This is a genomic window from Streptomyces johnsoniae, from assembly GCF_031845565.1.
Lineage (GTDB): Bacteria > Actinomycetota > Actinomycetes > Streptomycetales > Streptomycetaceae > Streptomyces > Streptomyces johnsoniae.
The window spans coordinates 1-23659 of the sequence record NZ_JAVREV010000022.1; the positions used below are offsets into that span (position 1 = coordinate 1).

The window sequence follows — 23659 nt, forward strand, 5'->3', positions numbered from 1 at the left end:
GGGGGGGGGAGCCCTGATCACTCGCTGATCCGAACGACCGGGCCTAGCCGTCCTGGAGCCGGACCGCCGCGCGCCCGGACGCCGGGTCGCGCTCCAGCACCACGTACCGGCTGAGGGCGGCGAGAGCGACGAGGCAGCCGCTCATCTCCATACCCTCCTCCACGATCGTTCCCAGCACGAGCACGATGCTGTAACCGTTCCCTTGTGCCCAGCCGTTGAACGCCTCGGTCAGCAGCGCCCCGCCCAGATACACCGCCAGCGCGCCCAGCAGCCCGTTCCGCAGGTCACTCGGGAGCTTCCGTGCCCACAGCACGGCGCACACGGTGCCCGCCGCCGCGAGGATGGCGCCCGGCAGGACCCAGGCGTGCGTGGGCAGCGAGACGCCGGCCCACTCCTTCCACGACCGGCCGACCTCGCCGAGGCGTTCATGCAACGAGATGGTCTCGTCGATGCTGAGCAGTGCGGTCGCGGCGGCAAGACCCAGCCAGGACAGCCGCCCGGGGCGCGTGCCGGGCCCGCTGAGCAGCGCGGCGGTCAGCGCCATGCCCGCCACGGCCAGCAGCAGTGTGCTGTTCCACCAGGTGGCCAGGTTGGCCTCGAAGTCGACGTTCACCAACCAGCGGACGGTCGGGATGGGGTCGTAACGGTTGTATGCGCGCGTGGCGAGGTCGGCGACGAGTATGGCTGCGGTGGCGCCCGCGGCGAGCCACAGGATGCGGCGGGCCGGCGGTCTCGCCAGCTCACCCGCGAGCCGGTCGCGGGTTTGAGGATCGGTCATACGCACGGAGGGTAGCGGTCTGATCAAAGGACGAAGTGCTCGGGGCGCCCGTATGGTGCTCCTTGCGACAGACTTCCTGCGACCGTGCGAACGCGGCGAATTCGGCCCGGACTCCTGGGCTGAAGCGCGCTCGCGACGGCTACCTGGAGTGCGGCGGCAGCCGCGCTCACCCGTGCCACACGGCAACTTCCCTGTCATCCCGAACGAGCCGACCAGCACGGACCGACTCGACCGACTCGACCGGCACTGCCGGCCCGTCCGTTCCGCGCTTCGGACAGCGGTCGGAAGTTCGTCGCGGCCGGGATCGGGATGGAACAGGACGACTTCCCCGCCCTCTCGACGTTCATCGTGATCGTGGCCCCCACCCACGCTTCGCCGCGGAGTTCCGAACCGTAGGAGGCCTGGTCGCACGCCGATGACGGCATGGCCGCCACCATCGCCGCCGCCCATCACGTCTCCAGCCGTCACGTGCGGCGTCTCTTCCGGCAGCAGGGAACGGTGTGGCGGCGTACATCCGCCACCAGCGCCTGGAACGCGCCATCGCCGCGCGCGGGGGTCCCTCCGTCCCGAGGTTTTTCACCCCGCTGAGCACACGCCGTCCCTGTCGCGGCGGCGGGCGGCCACCGACCACGGTCGGTGCGGCACGGACCGGCGGTTCGTGGGGTTCCGCGAGCCCGGCGAGCATCCGGGGCGATCCGCCGCAGCACCCGCTCGGCCAAATGCCCCTACGTGCCGCGTCCCACCTCGTTTGTGCGTTGTGTGCGCGTCATATGTTCGGCAAGCACAGCAAGGGGCGGATCTCCTGCGCCTACCGGCCCGGGCGTGGATACGCCGGCCATCCCGAAGCGGTGTGAGTCCGCCCCCATGGCAGCCGGGACCGAACCGTGAACATTCAGGTGGCCATCAGTGGAGCCCTGGCCACCCGTGTGGCGGAGATCACCACCACGGCGGGGGTTTCGGCCGCCCCGGGGTCGTCGACCAGCCCTCTGCATGGTGCCCCCGGCAGGACTCGAACCTGCGGCCAAGTGCTTAGAAGGCACCTGCTCTATCCACTGAGCTACGGGGGCCGGTCATGGTCATGGCGTGGGACGGTGGCCCCTCAGTGACCTCGCCGCGCACAGGATAGAGCTTCGAGGGGTTCGTCCCGGTTGCTTCACGGCAACACCCACGTGTGGAGATCCAGTGAAGCAGCCCTGATAATCGCAGGCGAGTGCGATACGCGCAGCGATTTTGGTGGCCTCCGCGAGGGGTGTTGCGCACTCGTTATGCCGGAGCCGCGGCGCCGGGTGCCCGGTTTGGGGCGCGTTCGGCGGAATATGCTTTTGAAACTGCTCGAAATTAGGCATTCTGCGCATGTGGCGATCTTGGACGCACGGCCCGAACTGCTGGACGCGCTGACCGTACTGCGGGAGCGTCTCGCTGCCGTGCGCTTCCCGCTTGAACTGCCTGGGGCCGAGCGCGCCAGGCGCTCGGCGGCGGAGCTGCTGGCCCAGCTCGACGGCTACCTGCTGCCGCGGCTGCGCCGGCCGGAGGCGCCGCTGCTCGCCGTCGTCGGGGGCTCGACCGGGGCGGGCAAGTCGACGCTCGTGAACTCGCTCGTCGGGCGGCGCGTCACCGAGGCCGGGGTACTGCGGCCCACCACCAGGATGCCGGTGCTCGTCTGCCACCCGGACGACCAGCGGTGGTTCGACGGGCGCCGCGTTCTGCCGCAGCTGGGCCGGGTGTGCGGCCCGCGGCAGGAGAGCGACGGGCAGACCGCGCTCTCCGTCGTCACCACCCGCGCCCTGCCCGCAGGGCTCGCCCTGCTGGACGCCCCGGACATCGACTCGCTTGTCGCCGGCAACCGCGACCTGGCAGCCGATCTCATCTGCGCCGCGGACATCTGGGTGCTCGTCACCACCGCGGCCCGCTACGCCGACGCCGTTCCCTGGCACCTGCTGCGCAGCGCGCAGGAGTACGACGTCACCCTCGCCACCGTGCTCGACCGGGTGCCGCACCAGATCGCCGCCGAGGTCTCGCGGCACTACGGGGCGCTCCTGGAACGTGCCGGGCTCGGGGCGGTGCCGCGGTTCACCGTTCCCGAACTCCCGGAGTCCGCGGGCAACTCGGGGCTTCTGCCCGCCACCGCCGTCGCCGGGCTGCGCGAGTGGCTCGGCCGCCGCGCCCAGGACCCGGAGGCGCGCGCCGCCGCCGCCGCGCGCACCGCCGCGGGGGCGCTGGCCTCGCTGCGCGGACGCGTCGCCGACCTCGCCGGGGGGTGCGCCGCTCAGTACGCGGCGGCCGTGCGCCTCGACCAGCGGCTCGCCGACGCCTACGCCGAGGCGGACCGCCGCGTGCGTGCCTGCCTGTCCGGCGGCGGGCTGCTGACCGGTCAGGCGCGGGCGCACTGGCTGGCGTTCCCCGAGGACGCCAGCGCCGAGGAACTGATGGACGCCCTCACGCAGGCCCTGACCGGGCTGCTGGTCGAGGCGGTGTCCGCGGCCGACGAGCACACCGGCGCCGCCTGGCACCGCGAGCCGGGCGCCCCCGAGGGCGGCGAGGACTGCGCGGAGGCGGTCTCCGAGCGCACCGGCGTTCTCGTGCGGCGGCTGCGGCGCTGCCTGGAGGAGCTGGCCGAGGAGGCCAGGGCGGCCGTCGGGACGGCGCGCGGCGAGCCGGGCGACGAGGGCGAGACCGCCGCGCTGCTCGCGGCGGCCCTGCTGGGCGGCAAGACCGGCGGCGTCGCGCAGCAGTCGCTGGCCGGCATCCTCGGCTCCCGGCACGCGGCGCGGCTGAAGGACCAGGGGGCCGCCGAGCTGCGCCGGTGCCTGGACCGGGTGCTGACGGCGGAACGGCTGCGGCGCGGCGCGGCGCTGCACCGGCTGGCGATCACCGCGGAACCGCAGGTCGAGCTGATCGCCGCGCTTTCGTCCGTGACCGAACTGTCGTCCGCGACCGATCGATGAATCGATGAGGAGACAAGCCATGGCGGAGACGGAAACGGCGACAGGGGACGACGGTGCGCTGCGCGTCCGGCTCGGCGCGCTGCGGGAGTTGGTCGGGCTCTCCCGTACCCGGCTCGACGACGACGTGCTGGCCGAGGCCGGCCGGGTGCTCGACGAGGCGTCCGCGCGCGAACGGCTGCCCAGGACGTACACCACGGTCGCCATCGCGGGGGCGACCGGCAGCGGCAAGTCGACCTTGTTCAACGCGCTGGCGGGCGCCCAGCTCTCCGAGGCGGGCGTGCGCCGCCCCACGACCGCGACCGCCGTGTCCTGCACCTGGGACGCCGGGCGCGAACAGGGCCCCGACGGCCTGCTCGAACGGCTCGGCATCCCGGCCAGGGCCCGCCGCAGGGCGCACGTCGTCGACACCGGCCTGCGCGGGCTGATCCTGCTCGACCTGCCCGACCACGACTCGGTGGACACCGCGCACCGGGACCAGGTGGACCGGCTGCTGGCCCTGGTGGACGCCGTCATCTGGGTCGTCGACCCGGAGAAGTACGCGGACGCCGTGCTGCACGAACGCTACCTGCGGGCGTTCGCCGGGCACGCCGACGTGTCGCTGATCGTGCTCAACCAGACGGACCGGCTCTCCGGCGAGGCCGTGGACGCGGTCCTCGACGACCTGCGGCGGCTGCTCGACGAACGCGGCGTCGCCCTCGGCGAGCACGGCGAGCCGGGCGCCGGGGTACTGGCCGTCTCCGCGCTCACCGGCGACGGCGTCGCCGAACTGCGCCGCCAGGTGGGGGAGCTGGTCACCGCCAGAACGGCGGCCGGGCGGCGCCTCGCGGCGGACGTGGACGGCGTGGCGCGCCGCCTGGGCCCGGTGTACATCGCCGACGCCGCCGAGGCGCCGCCCGGGCTGACCACGCACGCCAGGGAGGACTTCGAGGACGGCCTCGCCGTCGCCGTCGGCGCCCAGGCCGGCGGGCAGGCAGCGGAACGCGGCTGGCTGCGCCGCGCCGACCGGGCCTGCGGCACGCCGTGGGGGCAGGTGCTGCGGCGGCTCGCCGCGCACCAGGCCGAACGCCGCGGCGAGCCGCCGGCGCTCGCCGCGAAGCGGCTGCGCGCCGCGGGCCCGCCGGTGGTGGCCAGGGCCCAGGTGGAACAGGCGGTGCGGCAGCTGGCGGCGGACGCGTCGGACGGGCTGCCCGAGCCGTGGGCCAAAGCGGTGCGGGACGCGGCGGGGCACGGCGCGGCGGGCCTGCCGAGGGCGCTGGAGAGCGCGCTGGAGGCGAACCCGGCGGCGCCACAGCCCCGCCCGCGCTGGTGGTCGGCCGCCGCGGCCGGGCAGGCGGTGCTCCTGGCCGCCCAGTTCCTCGGCCTCTGCTGGCTGGTGACCGCGTTCGTCGGGCAGCCGGTCGTGGGCCGCTGGCTGCCGCTCGCCCTGCTGCTCGGCGGCTCGGTCGGCGGGCCGCTGCTCGCCTGGGGCTGCCGCATCGCGGCCCGCGGCCCGGCGCGCGCCTGGGGGCAGCAGGAGGAGTGGCGGCTGCGGCGGCTCGCGGCGGACCGCGGGCACAGCCAGGTGCTCGAACCGGTGGCCGCGGAACTCCTGCGCTACCGCGAGGTGCGCGAACGTTACGTCATCGCGGCGTCCGCGGACGGGGGAACAGGGGTGTCCGTGCCCATCGGCTGATACCCGTCATGTCCGGCCAGGAACGGCACCCCAAGGTAACGATTCGCCCTCGGAATGTGTAAGTCGCGGGCCCGGTGGGGACATTGCCGCTTTGCCTCTCTACGATCCCCGTACGCACGGGGATGTTGATGAGCGTGCGGCCGTTCGAGACGGCTGCTGCGCCCTGTGATTCCGTGGAGGGGACTTTCACATGATTTCTGCGCCCAGGCGGGTCGCCCCCCGCCTTGCGGCCACCGCCGTCGCCACCGGCCTGATCGCGGCCGGCGTGGCCGCGACCGCCGGTCCTGCGGTCGCGGACGAGAACCCGCGCAGTGGCGGCGCCACCGCGACCCTGGACGGCCTTGAGGTCAGCGACCGGGTCGAGGTCACTCACGACGGCAGGACCGAGACCTACGGGGCCGGCCTGTTCTACCTGACCGCCGAGGACGGCGGCCAGCTGAAGACGTACTGCATCGACTTCGCCACCGGAGCCCAGGACGGCGCCCGTTACAAGGAAACGGGCTGGGAGTCCTCCACGCTGCACGGGAATCCGGACGCCGGCAAGATCAACTGGATTCTCCAGAACTCCTACCCGGTGATCGACGACCTCAACGCGCTGGCCGACCAGGCCGGTGCCGAGTCGCTCACCGCCGAGCAGGCCGCGGCCGGTACCCAGGCGGCGATCTGGGAGTTCTCCGACGGCGTCGAGGCCGTTCCGGAGAACGAGAACGCCCGCATCCTCGCCGACTGGCTCGCCGGGAACGCCGCCGACATCGCCGAGCCGGGCGCCTCGCTCGAACTCAACCCGCCGCAGGTCTCCGGCCAGCCCGGCGAGATCGTCGGCCCGGTGACCGTCAGCACCAGCGCGGACGCCGTCCACGTCACCCCCGACACGGCCGCGGCCGAGCAGGGCGTGACCATCGTCGACGTCAACGGCGAGTACATCACCGAGGACCAGGCGGTCACCGACGGCACCGAGCTGTACTTCTCGGTGCCCGAGGACGCCGCGGACGGCGTGGCCGGGCTGACCGCCACCGCCACCTCGCAGGTGCCCGTCGGACGCGCCTTCACCGGCATCGACACCCGCACCCAGACCATGATCCTGGCCGGCTCCTCCGAGTCGTCCGTCAGCGCTTCCGCCTCGGTGAACTGGGCCGCCCCCGGCCAGCCCTCCGTCGCGGTGAACGCGGTCGAGAAGTGCACCGAGGGCGGGGTGGAGGTCACCGCGAGCAACACCGGTGACGTTCCGTTCACCTTCGAGCTGGACGGCGAGCAGTACGAGGTCGCCCCCGGTGAGTCCACCCCGATCGTCGTCCCGGTCGAGAACGGCCAGGAGTACGAGATCACGATCGCCAACCCCGTCGAGGGCGAGGAGAACTGGGTCTTCACCGGGGTCCTGGACTGCGAGACCGGCGATGACGGCGGTCAGGAGCCGATCGACGAGAACGAGCCCGCTCCGGCCAGCACCGGTGGCGCGGGTGACGACGGCGCCGACCTGGCCGAGACCGGCAGCAGCACCAACCCGGGCATGATCGCGGGCATCGCGGTCGTCCTGCTGCTCGTCGGCGGCGGCGCGGTGTTCTTCATCCGCCGCAGGTCCGCGGGCGCTGCCGCGCAGGACTGAGCACCACACGCCGGGCGGCTTCGGCCGCACCGTTGAACGCACAGGGGCGGGCCCGCGCGGGCCCGCCCCTTCGCGTGCCCCGGCCGCGCCCCTGCCGTGCCCTGCCGCGCCCCCTCACCCCCGCCGGAGCGAAGGCCGCCGGTTTCCGCCGCGGCAGGGGGATGCGGCAGGATGGGAGCACACGTGCCCGATGCCTGACCCACTGACTGATCTGCCGGACGGTTTCTCTTGGCTGAGTACATCTACACCATGCGCAAGGCGCGGAAGGCGCACGGCGACAAGGTGATCCTCGACAACGTCACCCTGAGCTTCCTGCCCGGGGCGAAGATCGGCGTCGTCGGTCCGAACGGCGCCGGCAAGTCCACCGTGCTGAAGATCATGGCGGGTCTTGAGCACCCCTCGAACGGTGACGCCTTCCTCACCCCCGGCTACACCGTCGGCATCCTGCTCCAGGAGCCGCCGCTCGACGAGTCCAAGACGGTCCTGGAGAACGTGCAGAAGGGCGTCGCCGAGACCAAGGGCAAGCTCGACCGGTTCAACGAGATCGCCGAGCAGATGGCGACCGAGTACACCGACGCGCTGATGGAGGAGATGGGCCGCCTCCAGGAGCAGCTGGACCACGCCGGGGCCTGGGACCTCGACGCGCAGCTGGAGCAGGCCATGGACGCGCTGGGCTGCCCGCCCGGCGACTGGTCCGTGACCAAGCTGTCCGGTGGCGAGAAGCGCCGCGTGGCGCTGTGCAGGCTGCTGCTCGAACAGCCGGACCTGCTGCTGCTCGACGAGCCGACCAACCACCTGGACGCCGAGTCCGTGCAGTGGCTGGAGCAGCACCTGGCCAAGTACCCGGGCACCGTCGTCGCCATCACCCACGACCGGTACTTCCTGGACAACGTGGCGGAGTGGATTCTGGAGCTGGACCGGGGCCGCGCCTACGTGTACGAGGGCAACTACTCGAAGTACCTGGAGACCAAGCAGACCCGCCTCAAGGTCGAGGGCCAGAAGGACGCCAAGCGCGCCAAGCGGCTCAAGGAGGAGCTGGAGTGGGTCCGCTCCAACGCCAAGGGGCGGCAGGCCAAGTCCCGTGCGCGTCTGGCGCGTTACGAGGAGATGGCCGCGGAGGCCGAGAAGACGAGGAAGCTGGACTTCGAGGAGATCCAGATTCCGCCTGGGCCGCGCCTCGGCAACGTGGTGGTGGAGGCCGACGACCTGCGGAAGGCGTTCGGCGACAAGGTGCTGGTGGACGGCCTGTCGTTCACGCTGCCGCGCAACGGCATCGTCGGCGTCATCGGGCCGAACGGCGCGGGCAAGACCACGCTGTTCAAGATGATCCTCGGCCTTGAGCCGGTGGACTCGGGCGGGGTGCGCGTCGGTGACACCGTGCAGATCTCCTACGTCGACCAGTCCCGCGCCAACATCGACCCGAAGAAGACGCTGTGGGAGGTCGTCTCGGACGGTCTCGACCACATCAACGTCGGGCAGGTCGAGATGCCGTCCCGCGCCTACGTCAGCGCGTTCGGCTTCAAGGGCCCGGACCAGCAGAAGCCGGCCGGCGTGCTGTCCGGCGGCGAGCGCAACCGGCTGAATCTGGCGCTCACCCTCAAGCAGGGCGGCAATCTGCTGCTGCTCGACGAGCCGACGAACGACCTGGACGTCGAGACGCTGTCCTCGCTGGAGAACGCGCTGCTCGAGTTCCCCGGCTGCGCCGTCGTCGTCTCGCACGACCGCTGGTTCCTCGACCGCGTCGCCACGCACATCCTGGCGTACGAGGGCGACTCGCGGTGGTTCTGGTTCGAGGGCAACTTCGAGTCCTACGAGAAGAACAAGCTCGATCGCCTCGGCCCGGAGGCCGCGCGCCCGCACCGCGCCACGTACAAAAAGCTGACGCGGGGCTGAGGACCGTGCGGCACGTCTTCCGGTGCGCACTGCGCTGGTCGGACATGGACTCCTTCGGGCACGTCAACAACGTTGTCTTCCTGCGGTACTTGGAGGAGGCGCGGATCGACTTCATGTTCCGGCTGGCGCGGCAGGCCGCCTCCGGCGCGTTCACCGGCGGGTCGGTCGTGGCGCGGCACGAGATCGACTACCTGCGCCCGCTGGTGCACCGGCACGAGCCGCTGACGGTCGAGACCTGGATCACCAAGATCGGCGGCGCCTCGGCCACGGTCGCCTACGAGATCAAGGACGACGAGACGCTGTACGCCCGTGCCGCCACCGTCGTCGTGCCCTACGACCTGGAGCGGGGCCGGCCGCGGCGGCTGAGCGCCGAGGAGCGGACGTTCCTGGAGGTCTACCTCGACGACGAGGCGGGGGGCACAGCCTGCGCATGACCGGCCACCGGATGATCCTCGCCGCCCGGGACGAGGCGGCGGATCTCGCCGCGTTCCTCGGCCGCCAGCTGCGCTGGGACAAGACCGCGGCGGCGCGGCTCCAGGCGGACGGCGAGGTGGTGGCCGTCTTCACCAGGCCCGCGCGGTTCGACGTGCTCGCGGTGCGGCCGTGCCGCCTGGACGAGCCAGCCGAGCTGGACGTGACGGTCGCGGTCGGCGCGCTGCTCGAAACCATCGACGAGGAACGGGGCGCGCTGACCGTTCCCGAGCCGGTGACGGGCCCCTCGTGGGCCGGGCTGCTGCCGCCGCGCGGCGGCTGGCGCCCGGTGGCCGAGCTGCCGCACGAGCAGGTGCGCCGGGCGGCGGCGGCCGTCGTCGCCGAGTTCAGGACGAGGACCGAGGAGCTGGCGCCGGCGGACCGCACGCGGGCCGCGCTCGACGCCATCGCCGAGGAGATCTGGTCCCGCACGCTGCCCGGCACCCCGCTGCCGCTGCGCGCCGTGCACGCCGCCCACGCGCTGGGCTTCCTGCGCGCGCCGGCGCCCGTCACGCTGCTGGACGGCGGCGCGTGGCTGCGGATGCGCACCCCGCTCGGCTCGATGGCGGCACGGCGCGGCGGTCGCCTGCCCGGCCTCGGCGTCACGCCCCTGTGATCACGCCCGGCCCCGGCCCCGGCCTCTGCCTCGGCGGTCTCTTCAACCCGGCAGCCGCCGCACCGGGAACCAGCGCGGGGGCGCCGACGGCGTGCGCCGGTTCACGACGGCCGCCGCCTGCACGGTCTCCTGGACGCGGTCGGAGGGCACCCACAAGGCCCCGTCCGCCGGGTCGGGTACGCGGCACAGCTCCAGGTGCGGGCTGCCGCCGTCGAGCGAGGCCGCGGTGAAGGCCGTGAACCGGATCGTGCCGTGCGGGCTGTTGGTGGCGGTCTCGTACAGCAGCCCGATCTCCCCGGTGAGCAGCTCCGCCAGGTCCGAGTAGCCGGCCCGCGCCGAGTTGATGGTCTTGGCCGTGGCCTGCCACGTCCCGCCCTCGTCGTAGGAGGTGCGGATCGTCATGGCGCGGCGGCGGGTCGCGACGTCGGGCACCGGCCGGGCCGGGGCCGACAGCAGCAGCCGGTTGCGCGGGTCGCCCTCGTCGGTGGCGCGCAGCCGCAGCATCGAGCCGTAGACGGGCGGGGCGGCCAGGCCCGGCACGGGCGTGAAGCCGGCCGGGTCGAACGTCTCGCCGCCGTCGTCGCTCCGCGCCTCAAGACGGTGCAGGCCGGGGCCCGGGTGCGAGCTGCGGGCGTTGACGTACAGGGCGCCCGACACCAGCTCGACGACGGTCAGTTCGCCCGGGTGCGGCAGCTCCTTCACCGTCTCCCAGACGGCGCCGAGCCGCCAGGTGAGGCCGCCGTCGTCGCTGTAGTACAGCTGCGCGCCGGACGTGCCGTCCTCGGTGTCGTGGTCGCCGGGGACGATCAGCCGCCCGGCGTGCGGCCCGCGCCGCAACTGCACGCCGTGGCCGGGGCCGACGGACACCCACGTCCAGTGCGCGGGCTTCAGCGGCCCGAGCACGCCGCCCGTGGTCCAGGTCAGCCCGCCGTCGTCGCTGTACACGCTGTGCAGGCTGCGGCCGCCCCTGGCCCGTTCGCCGTCCTTGTGCGCCCAGCCGTTGTAGGCGAACAGCACGGAGACCCGGCCGGTGGCGTCGTCCACCACCGGCACCGGGTTGCCGAAGCCGCCGGAGGTGCCGGTGCCGCGCAGCACGGTCAGGTCGCTCCACGTGTGGCCGCCGTCGAGGGACCGCTTCATCACCAGGTCGATGTTCCCCACGTCACTGCAGTCGGTGACGCGGGCCTCGGCGAACGCGAGCAGCGTGCCGTCCGGCGTGGTGACGAGGGCGGGGATGCGGAAGCAGGCATATCCCTCCGTGTGGTGCTCGAACGGGGTGGACAGGGCCTGTTCCGGCGGCGTCGGCGGCTCCGCCGGGGCCGCGGCCCCGGCGGACGGCGCGGTGGCCAGGACGGCCCACGCGACGGTGGCGAGAACGGCCGTCCAGGATGTCACGGGCGCCCACCGGCGGGCGCTCTTCCTGCGGGCCGGCATGTCCGGACCGTACAACAGCAGGACCACGGGCGGGCGGCGCGCGGTGAACGCCACGGTGGACGGCAAGTAACGGCCCCCGGCCCCCGGCAGCTACGCGGTGCGGCGCCCGGAACGCCGCTCGGGCCAGGGCCACGTCAAGGTGAGCGGCTCGCCGACGGCCAGCGAGTGCCAACGGTGCGCGCTCTCGTCCAGCCGGTCGAGGACCCCGATGACGTCGGTCTCCTTGACGCCGGCCTCCTCAAGTGCCGCCCCTGCGTTCTCCGGCATGGGGAGGCGGCCGGTGTGCACCATCCATGCGGTCAGCGCGACGCCTGCCAGTTTCTCGGACAGGGCGATGTCGCCTCCGGACATACGGTTCCTGCGGGCGCTGCGGCGCACCTGCCGCCGCGCCTGCCGCCGGTCACGGGCCTGATCGGCGAGTTCGAAGGTCTTCGCGTCGCCGCCGGCCGCCAGCTGGCCGAAAATGCCGTCCTGGAGCCCCCAATGGCCTTCCACGATGAAGTGGAGAAGGTCGTGCGGGAGATAGGGGTCGTAACCGGGGGCGGGGTCCATCACCAACGACGGTGCCATGTCGCGGTCGACTCTCACGCGGTAGCGACGTTCAGCGGTACGGGTGAAGGTGACCTGCATGCCGGGAGGCTAACGGTTTCGGTCCTGGCGAAGCACTCCATTTCCCCGGCGCCGATCCGCGGGCGACCGCGCTGGGCCGGGGACGCCGGCCGGCAGGCCCACGGCCGACGGGGCATGAGCCCGGCCGCCGGGCGGCACGGCGCGGTCTGCGACCATGGAGGGGTGACCGAGGAGCAGCAGACGTTCTATGACCAGGTCGGGGGCGAGGAGACTTTCCGCAGGCTCGTCCGCCGCTTCTACCAGGGCGTCGCCGAGGACCCGGTGCTGCGGCCGATGTACCCCGAGGAGGATCTCGGGCCCGCCGAGGAGCGGCTGGTCCTCTTCCTCATGCAGTACTGGGGCGGCCCCCGCACCTACAGCGACAGCCGGGGCCACCCGCGGCTGCGGATGCGGCACGCGCCGTTCACCGTGAACCGCGCGGCTCACGACGCGTGGCTCGCGCACATGCGGGACGCGGTGGACGGGCTCGGCCTCGCGCCCGAGCACGAACGGCAGCTGTGGGACTACCTGGTGTACGCCGCCGCGTCCATGGTCAACACCCCGGGGTAAGGCCCCTGCTACGCGCTGTCCCAGCGGAACAGGCGGGCGGCGACGGCGGTGACCACGGCGGTGAACAGCAGCAGGCCGCCCATCACCGGCAGGGCATCGCCCCAGCCGCCGCCGCGGGACAGGACGTCCTGGAGCGAGGTGTTCAGGTGCGCCAGCGGCAGGAAGTCGGCGACCGTGGAGAGCCAGCCCGGCATGTCGTCGGTCGGGAAGAAGGAGCCGGACAGGAACGCCATCGGCATGATGACGACCTGGAGCGCGCCGTTGGCCGCCTCGTCCGACTTCGCCCAGGCGCCGATCAGCAGGCCGATCGACATGAACGACAAGGTGCCGCAGGCGACGAGCGGCAGGGACAGCCACCAGTTGCCGGTCAGCTTCAGCCCGTAGTACGGCATGGTCGCCACCGCGAGGAAGATCGCGACCTGCGCGAAGGAGAACGCGAGGCTCACCCCGATACGGGCGCTGATCACCGTGCCGGGGCCGACGGGGGCCAGCCACAGCCGCCGCAGGATGCGCTTGCGGCGCCACTGGACCAGCGTGAACGCGGACATGAACGACGCACCCATGGCGATGGCCCAGCCCAGCAGGCCGGGCGTGAGGTACTGGATCGCCTTGACCGACTTGTCCTCGACCTGGTCGGTGGACAGTTCGTAGGTGGCGGGCAGCCCGGTGGCGGCCAGGTTGGCGCCCTGCACGACGGACTGCATCAGGCCCTGCACGGTGCCCGCGCGGGCCGCGTCGGCGGCGGAGTAGCGCAGCTGGACCCGGCCGTCCTCCTCCCAGACGGCCGCGTCGACGTCGCCGTCGCGCACCTCTTCCAGGGCGCGTTCGCGGTCGGCGGTCTTCTCGATGCTCAGCGCGTCGGACAGGGCGGCGAACTCCGCCTCGGGCAGATCGTCAAGGACCGCGACGTCCCCGACCTGCACGATGGCGGAACGGCTCGTCGACTCGTTCTGGAACAGCGCGCCGAACAGCGCGAGGAACATCAGCGGAAAGATCAGCATGAAGAAGACCGCGGTGCGGTCCCGCAGCAGCCCCAGGGTCATCGCCCACGAAAGGCTTCGGAACGCGCTCACTCGCGGTACTCCCGTCCGGTCAGCTGGAGGAAGACGTCCTCCAGGTTGTTCGCGCCCAGTTCGCGGATGAGGTCGGCGGGCGGCCCGACCCGGAGTATGCGGCCGGCGTCCATGATCGCGACGCGGTCGCACAGCAGCTCGGCCTCGTCCATGTAGTGCGTGGTGAGCACGACGGTGCGGCCCGTGGAGTTGATGCCGCGCAGCAGGTCCCACAGGTTGCGCCTGGCCTGCGGGTCGAGGCCGGTGGTCGGCTCGTCGAGGAAGACCAGCTCCGGGTCGTGGACCAGTGCGCAGGCGATGGAGAGCCGCTGTGCCTGGCCGCCGGACAGCTTGTCGTCGCGGACGTTCCGCTTCTCGGTCAGCCCGACCGTGTCCAGCATCGCGTCGGCCCGCTCCCGGGACGCGCCGTAGAGCGCGGCGAAGGTGTGGATCTGCTCGCGCGCGGTGAGCTTCTCGAAGAACGCGGACGCCTGGAGTTGCACCCCGATGCGGCGCAGCAGCCGCGTGCTGCGCGGCCACGAGGGCTCGCCGAGGAGGTGCGCACTGCCCTCGTCCGGCTGGCGCAGGCCCTCCACGAGCTCGAGCGTGGTGGTCTTGCCCGCGCCGTTGGGCCCGAGGATGCCGTAGAACTCTCCCCGGGCCACCTGGAACGTCACGCCGTCGACGGCCTGCACGTCCCCGTAGCGTTTGCGAAGATCCCGGGCGTCGATGGCGGCAGTGTTGTCGATCACCCGGCGAATAGTAGTACCGGGGGTGGCGTCAGCCGCGATAGAGAGTCAGCGTCGTCCAGGCACCAATATGGATACGGTCGCCTTCCTGGAGCGGCACGGGGACGAACGGCTGGATCGGGTCCTCCGCCCCGTTCACCGTGGTGCCGTTCGTCGAGTCCTGGTCCACCACGGCCCAGGTGCCGTCCTGTTGCTGGACGAGGAGGGCGTGCTGGTGGGAGACGCCCGGGTCCTCCGGCGGGTGCGACAGGTCGATGTCGGGCGCCTCGCCCGTGGACTGGCGGCGGCGGCCGATCGTCACCTGAGGGCCGCCGAGCGGCAGCCGCTGCTCCGGCGCGTAGGCGGGCAGCGTCAACTGCGCGGCCTCGGGCCCGGAGCGGCGCATCATCGCCGAGAAGTACTCCGGGTCGGGGCCGATGCTGACCAGCCAGCCCGCGGCCTGCTGTTGCGCCGGCGCCCCCGGATAGCCGGGCGGGCCGGCCGCCGGCTGCCCCGGCGGCGGCAGCATCCAGTCGCCGCTCTGCTGCGGCGGCGCCTGGGCGGGCTGCGGGAACCCGTATCCGGGCTGGCGCTGCCCGGGGACCGGCTGCGGCTGTCCCGGCGGCTGGGGCTGTCCCGGCGGCTGGGGCGCCGGGGGAGTGGGCGGTATATACGTGGTCGGCGAGTTGGTCAGGAAGTTGTACCGGCAGCCCTCGCAGAACGGCGCCTGCGCCTCGCGCGGGGTGCGGCACACCGGGCACACCTCGGCCTGCGGGATCGGCGCGGTGGCCGGCCCGCCGGGGCCGCCCGGGTAGCCGGGCGGGCTGCTGCTCTCCTGCCCGGGGAACGGCGGACGCTGGGCGCCGGTATCGCGTCCCGGGAACGGTGGCGGTGGGCCGCCTTGGTCGTGCTGTCCCGGGAACGGCGGGGGTGGGCCGCCTTGGTCGTGCTGTCCCGGGAACGGCGGGGGTGGGCCGCCTTGGTCGTGCTGTCCCGGGAACGGCGGGGGCGGGCCGCCTTGGTCGTGCTGTCCCGGGAACGGCGGGGGTGGGCCGCCTTGGTCGTGCTGTCCCGGGAACGGCGGGGGCGGGCCGCCTTGGTCGTGCTGTCCCGGGAACGGCGGGGGCGGGCGGCCCTGGTCGTGCTGTCCCGGGAACGGCGGCGGTTGCGGGGGGCCGCCGGGGGCACCGGGGAAGCCGGGGGGCGGCGGAGGCGGAGGCGCCGCGGCGGGTGCCAGCATGCGGTGACCGCACACTTCGCACCAGTCGTCGGCCACCGACTGGTGGCCGTTCGGGCAAGTCGGCATGTTACTGCCTCCCCCTCACGTCACGGGTATCTCTCGTCTTCGCTCGGCTTCTTCTTCACCCGGACCGTCTTCGTCGACCGCGTCTCCAGGGTCATCTCGTCGGCCTCGGCGATTCTGGCTTTCAGTCGAACAGTACCTGCCGCGGCATCCTCCACGTCCACCACCTTTGCGAGCAGTTTCGCCGTCTCCTCGTTACCCGAACCGTGCGCCAGTTGTACCGCGCGCCCGAGCCGGGTCGTCGCACCGGCCTCGTCGCCGCGCTTGCGCAACTCGAGTCCCTCCTTGATCACGGAGGCCAGCTCGGCCTGTCCCGTGTAGTGCGCGACCTGCGGATTGATCGTCGTCGCGGCTACGAGATCGTCCGTCCACACGGCCCTGACCAGGCCGTTCCCCAGAATCTGCGCGGGCGGGCCGCCCGGCTCCGCCGGATCGCGGACGATCAGCGCGACGCGGGCGGCGAGCATCTCGTGGCCGACGGCGGGCGCCGGAACCTCCACACAGACGTGGTAGTCGCGCGACTCGTCGCCCCACGATCCGGTGGGGTAGTCGCCGGAACGCGGCGGGGCCTCGGTGCGCCGGGCAGTGAGATCTTCCACGGTCGGTGCAACCTGCTTGACGAATCGCACGGCTGCCCCCTGCGGCGTCCACAGCCGCAGGCGGACGTCGCCGATCTCCTTGCCCATCGCCGACTCCATCATGGCGGTGAAGTCGGCCGCCAGCGCCTCCGGCTCCGCCACGATGTCCGCGGTGCCCAGCAGCGCCGACGCGATGCCGGTGACCTCCTCGACCTCCCAGTCGGTGCCCACGCCCCGCGCGTCGCACGTGAACCGGCCGGCGCAGGCGTCCAGCGCCAGGCGCAGCTCCTCCGGCTTTTCGTGCTCGTTGCGGCCGTCGGTCAGCAGGATGCCGTGCCTGATCGCGGCGGGCACGGTGCGCAGCAGCCGGTCGGCCAGCGACAGCCAGCTGCCTATCGCGGTGCCGCCGGCCGCGCGCAGGTGGCGCAGCGCGGTCCTGGCCGCGGCCCTGGTGCTGTCATCGGCGATGGCGAGCCGCCCGCCGCCGGGGTAGACCTCGGCCGCCTGGTGGGTGCCGGCGATGACGGCGAACGCGACCCCGTCCCTGAGCGTGTCGATCGCCGCCCCCGTGGCGCGGCGGGCGCCGTGCATCTTGGCGGGCGGGTAGTCCATCGAGCCGGAGCAGTCGACCATGACGACCACCGCCGCCCGCGGACCGTCGGCCGGGACCGGCAGCCCGCCGCTGCCGGTCGCGGTGACCGTCACGATCGCGTTCACCTCCTGCGCGTCCTGCGGGAGATACGCGTTCTGGTAGACGTCGACGGCGAACCGCGGCGCGTGCGACTTGACGAAGTCGGCCATGTCCTGCCTGCCCCTCCTGCGGTCGTGTCCCGCGGTCGTGCTCTCCCGAGTGAACGACCGCGGATCACGCCGTCTGAGCCCGGTCCGGCTCGGCGGGGAACGGGATGACCGCGACGGTCACGTTGTCGTGGCCGCCCGAGTCGAGGGCGTGCCGGACGAGGTGCTGGGCGCTGGGCAGCGGTGCCGAACGCGCCTTGCCGGGTACGACGTGGGCCATCTGCTCGGCGGTTTCCGCGTAGTTCCACAGGCCGTCGGTGCAGACGATGACGACGCCCGGCCGGTCCGGCTCGAACAGGCGGGTGTGCGGCTCCACTTCCACCGCGTCCGCGCCCAGCCACGCGGTGATGGCGTGCGCGCGGTGGTCGGCCATCGCCTCCGCCTCGCTGAGCAGCCCGGCGGCGACCATCTGCGCGGCCCACGAGTCGTCCTGGGTCAGCCGCGCCGGCGCGGCGCCCTCCTCCTCCGGTACCCAGTAGGCGCGGCTGTCGCCGATCCAGCCGACGACGAGGGTGCCGCCGGTGGTGACGGCGCCGACGATCGTGCACGCCGGGGAGTTGCGGCCCGGCTCGGGCTCGGTGCCGTCCTCGGCCAGCGCGTTGACCGCGTCGGCCGCGGCGAGCAGCGCGTCGTGCATGGCCTGCTTGCCGTCCGCGCCGCGCGGCAGCCGGTCGAGCAGAAACTCCTGCGCGGCCTCGGCCGCCGCCGCGGACGCCTCGTCCGGGCGGCTGGAGGAGGACACGCCGTCGCAGACGACCGCGATGACGGCGGGCGAGCCGTCGGGCAGCGCGGTCGCGGAGACGGTGAACGCGTCCTCGTTGCGGTGGTGGCGCAGGCCGAGGTCGCTGACGGCGGCCACGCCGCCGAGCGCGCGTTCCACGTGGTCGCGCTCGCCAGGCTGGGCGCGCCCGCAGCTCGCGCAGTAGCCGTCGGCGGCCACCCAGCCGTCCGGGCACACCGCGCACGGGGTCGGCGCGGGCTCCTCGGCGGCCGGGACCGGGGCCGGGGGCGCGGGGGCGTCCGCGCGCGGGTCGGCGCCGTGCGGCGTCCGCGGGTCCGCCGCCGCGGGCGGGGCGGGCGGCGCGGCGGGCGGCGGCCCGGCCGGGGCGGGGGGCGGTGCCGTGCGCGGGTCGGCGGCCCGCGGGTCGGCCGGCGGGGCGGGCGGCGCGGCGGGGGCAGGCGGCGGGGGAGGCGCGAGCGGCGGCGGGGGCGCCTGGCGCAGCGGCGGCGGCAGGGTGAAGTCGCCCTCGGTGGCGGGTCCTGAGGCGCCGGCGGCGTCGGCGGCATCATCCGCGGGCGCGGGCCCGGACGCGGGCCCGGACGCGGCGGTGCCCGCCTGCTGCTGCCTGGCGGCCGCACGCAAATCCGTACCGCAGACCCCGCAGAAGCGATCGTCGTCCTCCAACGGCTCACCGCAGCCGGGGCAGGCGGAGAGTTGGTCGAGCTGCGGCATCGTCACACCCATGTCCTGGGGCGGAAGCGATTGGCCGCCTCCACCAGTTCGGTCCGTTCAGTGCTGGTTTGCGCCAGCCGGGCGAGTCGCCGGTAGGAGCGTTCGAGACCAAGTCTGATACCCGTCTCGTCCAGCTGCGCACCCAGGAGTCGCCATTGCGGGTCGGTTTGCTGTCGGGACTGTCCGGAAGGAGGGGACAGCACCCAGTCGAGCGCGGAACCCAGCACCTCACAGGACAGCTGTTCACCTAGCCATGGTTCCAGTCCGGCGGCACGCAAACGCGTAACCTGGTCGCCCGCCGCGAGCAGGTCGGGCAGCAGGTCGTCGGCCGGTGCCCGCTGTCGCAGCCGCGCGCGCACGGCCGCGACGCGCGCCGCGGTGTAGTGCGCCGAGGTCTCCGGCACCGATTCGAGCGCCGCGACGGCCCGCGCCCGTTCCCCGGCCGCCAGCCGCACCCGCGCCAGGCCGAAGCCGGCGCTGACGTGGCTCGGGTCGGCCGTCCACACCAACTCGTAGTAGTCCGCCGCGTTGTCGAGCTGGCCGAGCACCTCGGCGCACACCGCGAGGGCCAGCTTCGGCACGACCTCGCCTGGGAACGCGTCGTACACCGCGTCGAAGGCGGGCGCCGCCGTCCGGAAGTCCCCGGCGGCCAGCGCGGCGAGCCCGCGGTACCAGACCACCCGCCAGTCCGTCGCATGCCGGTCGGCCAGCGCCGCGAGGGCCCGCTGCGCGGCCAGGTCCGCCTCCTCGCCGGTCATCTCCAGGTAGGCCCGCAGCTCCCGTACTCGCAGCTCGACCGACTCCGCCGGCGCGGAGCGCAGCGCCACCACCAGGTCGGCCGGTGCGGTCGCCATCAGCCCGGCCAGGAAGCCCGCGTTCGGGTCGCCCGAGTCGACCCGCGGCACCGGCAGCGCCAGCACGATCTGCCGCACGTCGGGCGGCACGGTCTGTGGCGCGGCTCGTGGAACGGCAGGCGGAACGGCCGGCGGCGCGGGGGCGGCCCCCGCCTGCGGCGGGGCGGCGCGCTGCCGCGGCAGGCGGGCGCCGCGCTGCGCGCCGCGCCGCCCGAGCCGCGAGACGGGGCCCTCCGCGGGCGGCACCAACTCGGTGTCGACCACCCGCAGTTCGGGGCCGAACAGTGGCGAGAGCGCGGGCTGCGGCTGCCCGGTGCGCAGCGCGACGATCTCCCGCAGCACGCCCGTCAGCTGCTCGGCCATCTCCTGCGCCGAGGCGAACCTGCGCCGCGGATCGGGGTCGGTGGCCCGCACCAGGAAGCGGTAGAACGACTCGTACTCCTGGAAGACCTCGATGTTCTCCGGCTCGGGCAGGCTGTCCGCGAACACGTTGGTGTAGCCCTGGAAGTCGAACGTCAGCACCGCCAGGGTCCTGGCCACGGTGTACAGGTCGGAGGCGACGGACGGGCCGATCTCGGCCACCTCGGGCGCCTGGTAGCCGATGGTGCCGTAGATGGCGGACTCGTCGTCGTCCATCCGCCGCACCGCGCCCATGTCGATCAGCTTCAGCTGGTCGTCCTGCTGGATGGCGTTGTCCACCTTGAAGTCGCAGTACAGCAGGTTGCGGCTGTGGAGGTAGCCCAGCGCGTCCAGGGCCTCGATGCCGTAGGCGCACGCCTGCTCCACCGGCAGCGGGTCGCGCCTGCCCTCCGGCGTACGCCGGGAGTTGGCGATCTCCTTCAGCGATTTGCCGCCGACGTACTCCATGACGATGTAACCGTCCATGGAGCCGGTGCGGCGGTCGAGGTGCTCGACGAAGTTGTAGATGCGGACGATGCTGGAGTGCTCGATCTCGGCGAGGAAGCGCCGTTCGGAGATGGCCGCCGCCATGGCGTCCTCGTCGCCGGTGTCCAGCAGGCCCTTCAGCACCACCCAGCGGTCGGACACCGCCCGGTCGATGGCCAGGTAGATCCAGCCCAGACCGCCGTGCGCGAGGCAGCCGGCGATCTCGTACTGGTCCTTGACGACATCGCCCGGCTGGAGCTTCGGGACGAACGAGTACGGGTGGCCGCACGCGGTGCAGAACCCCTCGGTGCGCCCCGGCCGCCCGCCCCGGGAACGGCCCACCGGCGCGGCGCAGTCGCTGTTCCCGCAGAACCGCTTCCGTTCCGGTACCTCCGCGTACTCCAGCACGGCGGACAGCGGATCGGGCCGCGGCACCTGCGGCATCGTCACCAGACCGGCCCCGAGCCTGGCCCGCCCCGAGGTGCCGGTGCTCGACCTGGAGCTGCGCACGGACACGGAACGGCCCGCGAGCCCCGCCGCACCGGAACGGGACAGGCGGCCGGATACCGACCTGCGCGAGAACTGCGAACGCGAGGACGCCGCGCTCCTGCTGCCCGACGTCCCGCCGGAGCGGGAATCGGAACCGGAGCCGGAGCCGGAACGGGAGCTAGAGCCGGAGCCCGCCGAGCCGGAGCTGGAGCCGGAGCCCGCCGAGCCGGAGCCCGAACTCCCTCGCGCCGCCGCGGTGTTCCCCGTCACCCCCGTCGGCGCGCCGCCGATCATCCCCTCGGCCGACACCACGGGCGCGAGACCGCAGATGCCGCAGTAAAGTTCGCCGCCGCCGACGTCCTCGTAAGCGCCGTCGCAGCCCGGCCGCTGGCACGTACGGCCGGCCGCACCCAGCTCGGTCACCGCTCAGCCCTCCCGTCCGCCCCGCCCGGGTCGGGCACCAGCACCTCGGCCGCCGCCTGCTGGTAGCGCAGCACCGCGTACTCCGCGGCCCGCAGATCGCACGGGGCGGTCCACAACAGGCGGCGGGCCACGTCGTAGCGCTCCACCAGCATCGGCTCCTCCGCCTTGCCGAGGCGCGCGGCCTTCGCCTTGTACGCGTCCAGCCGCCCGCGCAGCTCCGCCCGCACCGCCAGCGGCTCGGTGACGGCCGAGAGCGAGGCGCGGGCCCGTTCCAGCTCCTCGTCGGCCCGCTCCTCCAGCGATTCCAGCAGCGGCGACAGCCGGTGCCACTGGGCGCGCCTGCGGAAGCCGGCCGCGGCGGCGAGCTGTTCGTGCAGGATGCCCGAGGGGCCGCTGACCGCCGGCACCTCGGAGGCGGCGATCTTCGCCAGCACCTCGGTGCGGGCGGTGCGCGCCTCGGCGAGCGTGCGGTCGGCGCGCGACAGTACGTCGCGCAGCCGGATCAGCCGGTCCTCGGCGTCCTTGCGCACCCCGATGACGGCGTCGACCTCGCGCCTGATGTCGTCCAGGGCGCGGGCGGCCCGGTCATAGCGCACTGTGTCCGGCCGCCCGCCGCCGGGCGCGCTGCTGCCGCCGGCCGGCACCCAGAACGCGATCGGGTCGGAGATCACCTGCGCCCGCAGGTCCTTCAATTCCTCCGTGACCCGGTGCAGGTCGTCGCCCGCCGGGTGGCCGCCCGGCCTGACCCCGACGGAGTGGGCCAGCTCCCGCAGCCGGTGCAGCTCGGCGGCCAGCAGGTCGATCCGGGCGGGCAGCGCCGACCACACCGCGTCCGCCGCGGCGACCAGGTCGAGCACCTCGGCGTAGCCGGCGTTCATGCGCTCGACCAGCTCGGCCCAGCTCAGGTGCTCGGCCAGCCGGGCGCCGCCCGACACCGTCAGGTTCTCACCGTCCAGCAGCATGCTCAGGTGCAACAGCTCGTCCCGGCTGGGGAAACGGCGCCGCGCCCGGACCTCCCGCGCGGTGTCGAGCGCCTCCGTGCACGTGTCGAAGTAGGACCAGAGCCGGGTCACCGTCTCCGCGGCCCGTGCCCATCGCTCCCGGGTGACCCCGGTCAGGTCGGCCCCTTCGAGCAGTCTGCGGCCCGCGTGGTCCTGGAGGGCGAGCAGGGAGGACTCGATCGCCTCGTGCTCGGCGCCGAACCGCGCCAGGGCGCGGTCCACCTCCTCCCGGCTCAGCACTTTCCCGCCGGAATCCGGGGCCATCGCTCTCCCCCCTGTGGGTCCTGACCTGTCGGTCCTCGTGTCGGTCGCGGTACCGGTCCCGCCGGTACCCGGCCGGATTCCTTCCCCGGTCGGGGCCCGGTCACGGATCAGTCCCGGTACTGCGGTTGCGGCGGGGCGGGCGGCGGCTCCCCCTGCGGGTACAGGTAGCCCTGGAGCCAGCGGTCGGCCGCCTGTGCCCAGCGGCTCTGCGAGCCGCCGTCGCGGTAATCTTCCAGCACGGCGTTGACCCAGCGCACCAGGTCGACGTCGTTCAGATTCATCGCCACGCCGTAGGACTCCACGGTCAGCGGCTCGCCGATCAGCCGCATCGACGGGTCCTGCGCGATATGCCCGGCCGCCAGCGCGCTGTCGGTCATCAGGGCGTCGGCCAGGCCGAGTTGCACGTGAACGAGACAGTCCAGGTGGTTGGGCGCCGCGACCAGCTCCGCGCCGTGGCTCTCGTGTTCGAGCCAGGTCTCGGCCGTGGAACCGGCCGCGCTGCACACCGTCTTGCCCGCCAGGGACGCGTCGTAGCCGTCGATCGGCGAGTTGCGCGGTACGAGGAGCTGCTGGCCGGTCTCGAAGTAGGCCGTGGAGAACGCGACTTCCTCCCAGCGGTCGCACGTGATGGACATGGCGCGCACCACCATGTCCACCTCCTGGTCCCCGATCGCCCGGGTCCGCTGGTCGGTGGGGATCGCCAGGTACTTGACCGGGTTCTCCACGTCCTCATCGAGCACGCCTTCCTCGACCAAATCGTCTGCGATGGCCTGCACGAGGTCCAGGTCGAAGCCGACGATCTCGCCGGTCTCCGGCGAACGGTAGCCCCACAGGTAGCTGTTCTGGTCGACGCCGACGATCAGTTGGCCGCGGTCCCTGATGCGCTCCACCGCGTCGCCCGCCAGGCGCTCGGCGCGGTAACTCTCGGCCGGGTCACGGCCGTCCGCGCACGGCTCCGGCTCGGCCGCGGGCGCGATGCCGTCCTCGGCGGGCTCCGCGATCGCGTGCCCCGGCGACTTGTGCGGTTCGTCGCCCCGCGGCCCGCCGGACACCGAGCCGGCCAGCACGGCTCCGGCCAGCGTGAGGCCGGCCGCGGCGAGCAGCAGCGCCCGCCGGTCCGTGGCCCGCCGGGCACGGGCGGACGCCGGTCCCCTCCGCGCCGCACGCTTCGCACGTTCCGAACGCTCCGCACGTTCCGAACGCTCCGCACGTTCCGCCCGATCCGGCATCGTCCGCTCCC

At 73.5% G+C, this 23659-nt stretch carries 19 protein-coding genes and 1 tRNA gene; 8 read left to right on the forward strand and 12 right to left on the reverse strand.

Features of this window, described 5'->3' with window-relative positions; all coding sequences use genetic code 11:
* Positions 1-43 precede the first annotated feature (43 nt).
* Both RM779_RS29625 and RM779_RS29630 read right to left on the reverse strand, forming a co-directional pair.
* Positions 44-778 (reverse strand): hypothetical protein, encoded by a 735-nt coding sequence (locus RM779_RS29625; RefSeq protein ID WP_311620875.1) that lies wholly within the window; start codon positions 776-778, stop codon positions 44-46.
* Between the two features lie 991 nt (positions 779-1769).
* A tRNA-Arg gene (locus tag RM779_RS29630) sits at positions 1770-1845 on the reverse strand.
* 297 nt (positions 1846-2142) lie between these two features.
* Here RM779_RS29630 and RM779_RS29635 point away from each other — a divergent pair.
* The 6 genes from RM779_RS29635 to RM779_RS29660 all read left to right on the forward strand — a co-directional run bounded on the left by RM779_RS29635 (position 2143) and on the right by RM779_RS29660 (position 9978).
* A complete protein-coding gene (locus tag RM779_RS29635) occupies positions 2143-3723 on the forward strand; it encodes a dynamin family protein (RefSeq protein ID WP_311620982.1) in 1581 nt (526 codons plus the stop codon).
* Positions 3724-3742: 19 nt separating this feature from the next.
* On the forward strand, positions 3743-5395 hold the full coding sequence (locus RM779_RS29640) for a GTPase (RefSeq protein WP_311620876.1): 1653 nt from the start codon (positions 3743-3745) through the stop codon (positions 5393-5395).
* A 190-nt stretch (positions 5396-5585) separates the two neighbouring features.
* The gene (locus RM779_RS29645) at positions 5586-6998 is read left to right on the forward strand and encodes a thioester domain-containing protein (protein ID WP_311620877.1); all 1413 of its coding nucleotides are present in this window, start codon (positions 5586-5588) and stop codon (positions 6996-6998) included.
* A gap of 228 nt (positions 6999-7226) precedes the next feature.
* Positions 7227-8891, forward strand: a complete 1665-nt coding sequence (gene ettA, locus RM779_RS29650; protein WP_311620878.1) for an energy-dependent translational throttle protein EttA — start codon at positions 7227-7229, stop codon at positions 8889-8891.
* 5 nt (positions 8892-8896) lie between these two features.
* Positions 8897-9325, forward strand: coding sequence for an acyl-CoA thioesterase (locus RM779_RS29655; RefSeq protein ID WP_394813420.1), 429 nt, complete (start codon positions 8897-8899; stop codon positions 9323-9325).
* The gene (locus RM779_RS29660; RefSeq protein WP_311620879.1) at positions 9322-9978 is read left to right on the forward strand and encodes a hypothetical protein; all 657 of its coding nucleotides are present in this window, start codon (positions 9322-9324) and stop codon (positions 9976-9978) included. The genes RM779_RS29655 and RM779_RS29660 overlap by 4 nt, the downstream gene beginning before the upstream one ends.
* A gap of 42 nt (positions 9979-10020) precedes the next feature.
* Here the strand turns inward: RM779_RS29660 and RM779_RS29665 are convergent, their stop codons facing one another.
* The gene (locus RM779_RS29665) at positions 10021-11373 is read right to left on the reverse strand and encodes a sialidase family protein (RefSeq protein WP_311620880.1); all 1353 of its coding nucleotides are present in this window, start codon (positions 11371-11373) and stop codon (positions 10021-10023) included.
* Between the two features lie 129 nt (positions 11374-11502).
* A complete protein-coding gene (locus RM779_RS29670; RefSeq protein WP_311620881.1) occupies positions 11503-12042 on the reverse strand; it encodes a hypothetical protein in 540 nt (179 codons plus the stop codon).
* 114 nt (positions 12043-12156) lie between these two features.
* Here RM779_RS29670 and RM779_RS29675 point away from each other — a divergent pair, with 114 nt between their 5' ends.
* The gene (locus RM779_RS29675) at positions 12157-12591 is read left to right on the forward strand and encodes a globin (RefSeq protein ID WP_311620882.1); all 435 of its coding nucleotides are present in this window, start codon (positions 12157-12159) and stop codon (positions 12589-12591) included.
* Between the two features lie 8 nt (positions 12592-12599).
* On the opposite strand, the gene RM779_RS29680 is transcribed toward RM779_RS29675, so the two are convergent.
* The 6 genes from RM779_RS29680 to RM779_RS29705 form a co-directional block, all read right to left on the reverse strand.
* A complete protein-coding gene (locus RM779_RS29680; protein ID WP_311620883.1) occupies positions 12600-13664 on the reverse strand; it encodes an ABC transporter permease in 1065 nt (354 codons plus the stop codon).
* Positions 13661-14395, reverse strand: a complete 735-nt coding sequence (locus tag RM779_RS29685; protein ID WP_311620884.1) for an ABC transporter ATP-binding protein — start codon at positions 14393-14395, stop codon at positions 13661-13663. The genes RM779_RS29680 and RM779_RS29685 overlap by 4 nt, the downstream gene beginning before the upstream one ends.
* Positions 14396-14423: 28 nt before the next feature.
* A complete protein-coding gene (locus RM779_RS29690) occupies positions 14424-15677 on the reverse strand; it encodes an FHA domain-containing protein (RefSeq protein WP_311620885.1) in 1254 nt (417 codons plus the stop codon).
* Positions 15678-15697: 20 nt separating this feature from the next.
* Entirely contained in the window at positions 15698-17053 is a 1356-nt protein-coding gene (locus RM779_RS29695) for a vWA domain-containing protein (protein ID WP_311620886.1), read from the reverse strand.
* 64 nt (positions 17054-17117) lie between these two features.
* Positions 17118-18503 (reverse strand): protein phosphatase 2C domain-containing protein, encoded by a 1386-nt coding sequence (locus RM779_RS29700; protein ID WP_311620984.1) that lies wholly within the window; start codon positions 18501-18503, stop codon positions 17118-17120.
* A gap of 2 nt (positions 18504-18505) precedes the next feature.
* On the reverse strand, positions 18506-20752 hold the full coding sequence (locus tag RM779_RS29705; protein WP_449657313.1) for a tetratricopeptide repeat protein: 2247 nt from the start codon (positions 20750-20752) through the stop codon (positions 18506-18508).
* On the opposite strand from RM779_RS29705, the gene RM779_RS33905 reads away from it, so the two are divergent.
* Entirely contained in the window at positions 20730-21071 is a 342-nt protein-coding gene (locus RM779_RS33905; protein ID WP_449657314.1) for a hypothetical protein, read from the forward strand. The genes RM779_RS29705 and RM779_RS33905 overlap by 23 nt on opposite strands.
* 79 nt (positions 21072-21150) lie before the next feature.
* Here the strand turns inward: RM779_RS33905 and RM779_RS29710 are convergent, their stop codons facing one another.
* Together RM779_RS29710 and RM779_RS29715 are read right to left on the reverse strand one after the other, a co-directional pair.
* Positions 21151-22419 (reverse strand): coiled-coil domain-containing protein, encoded by a 1269-nt coding sequence (locus tag RM779_RS29710; RefSeq protein ID WP_311620887.1) that lies wholly within the window; start codon positions 22417-22419, stop codon positions 21151-21153.
* Positions 22420-22526: 107 nt separating this feature from the next.
* Positions 22527-23648 (reverse strand): glutamate ABC transporter substrate-binding protein, encoded by a 1122-nt coding sequence (locus RM779_RS29715; protein WP_311620888.1) that lies wholly within the window; start codon positions 23646-23648, stop codon positions 22527-22529.
* Between the last annotated feature and the right edge of the window lie 11 nt (positions 23649-23659).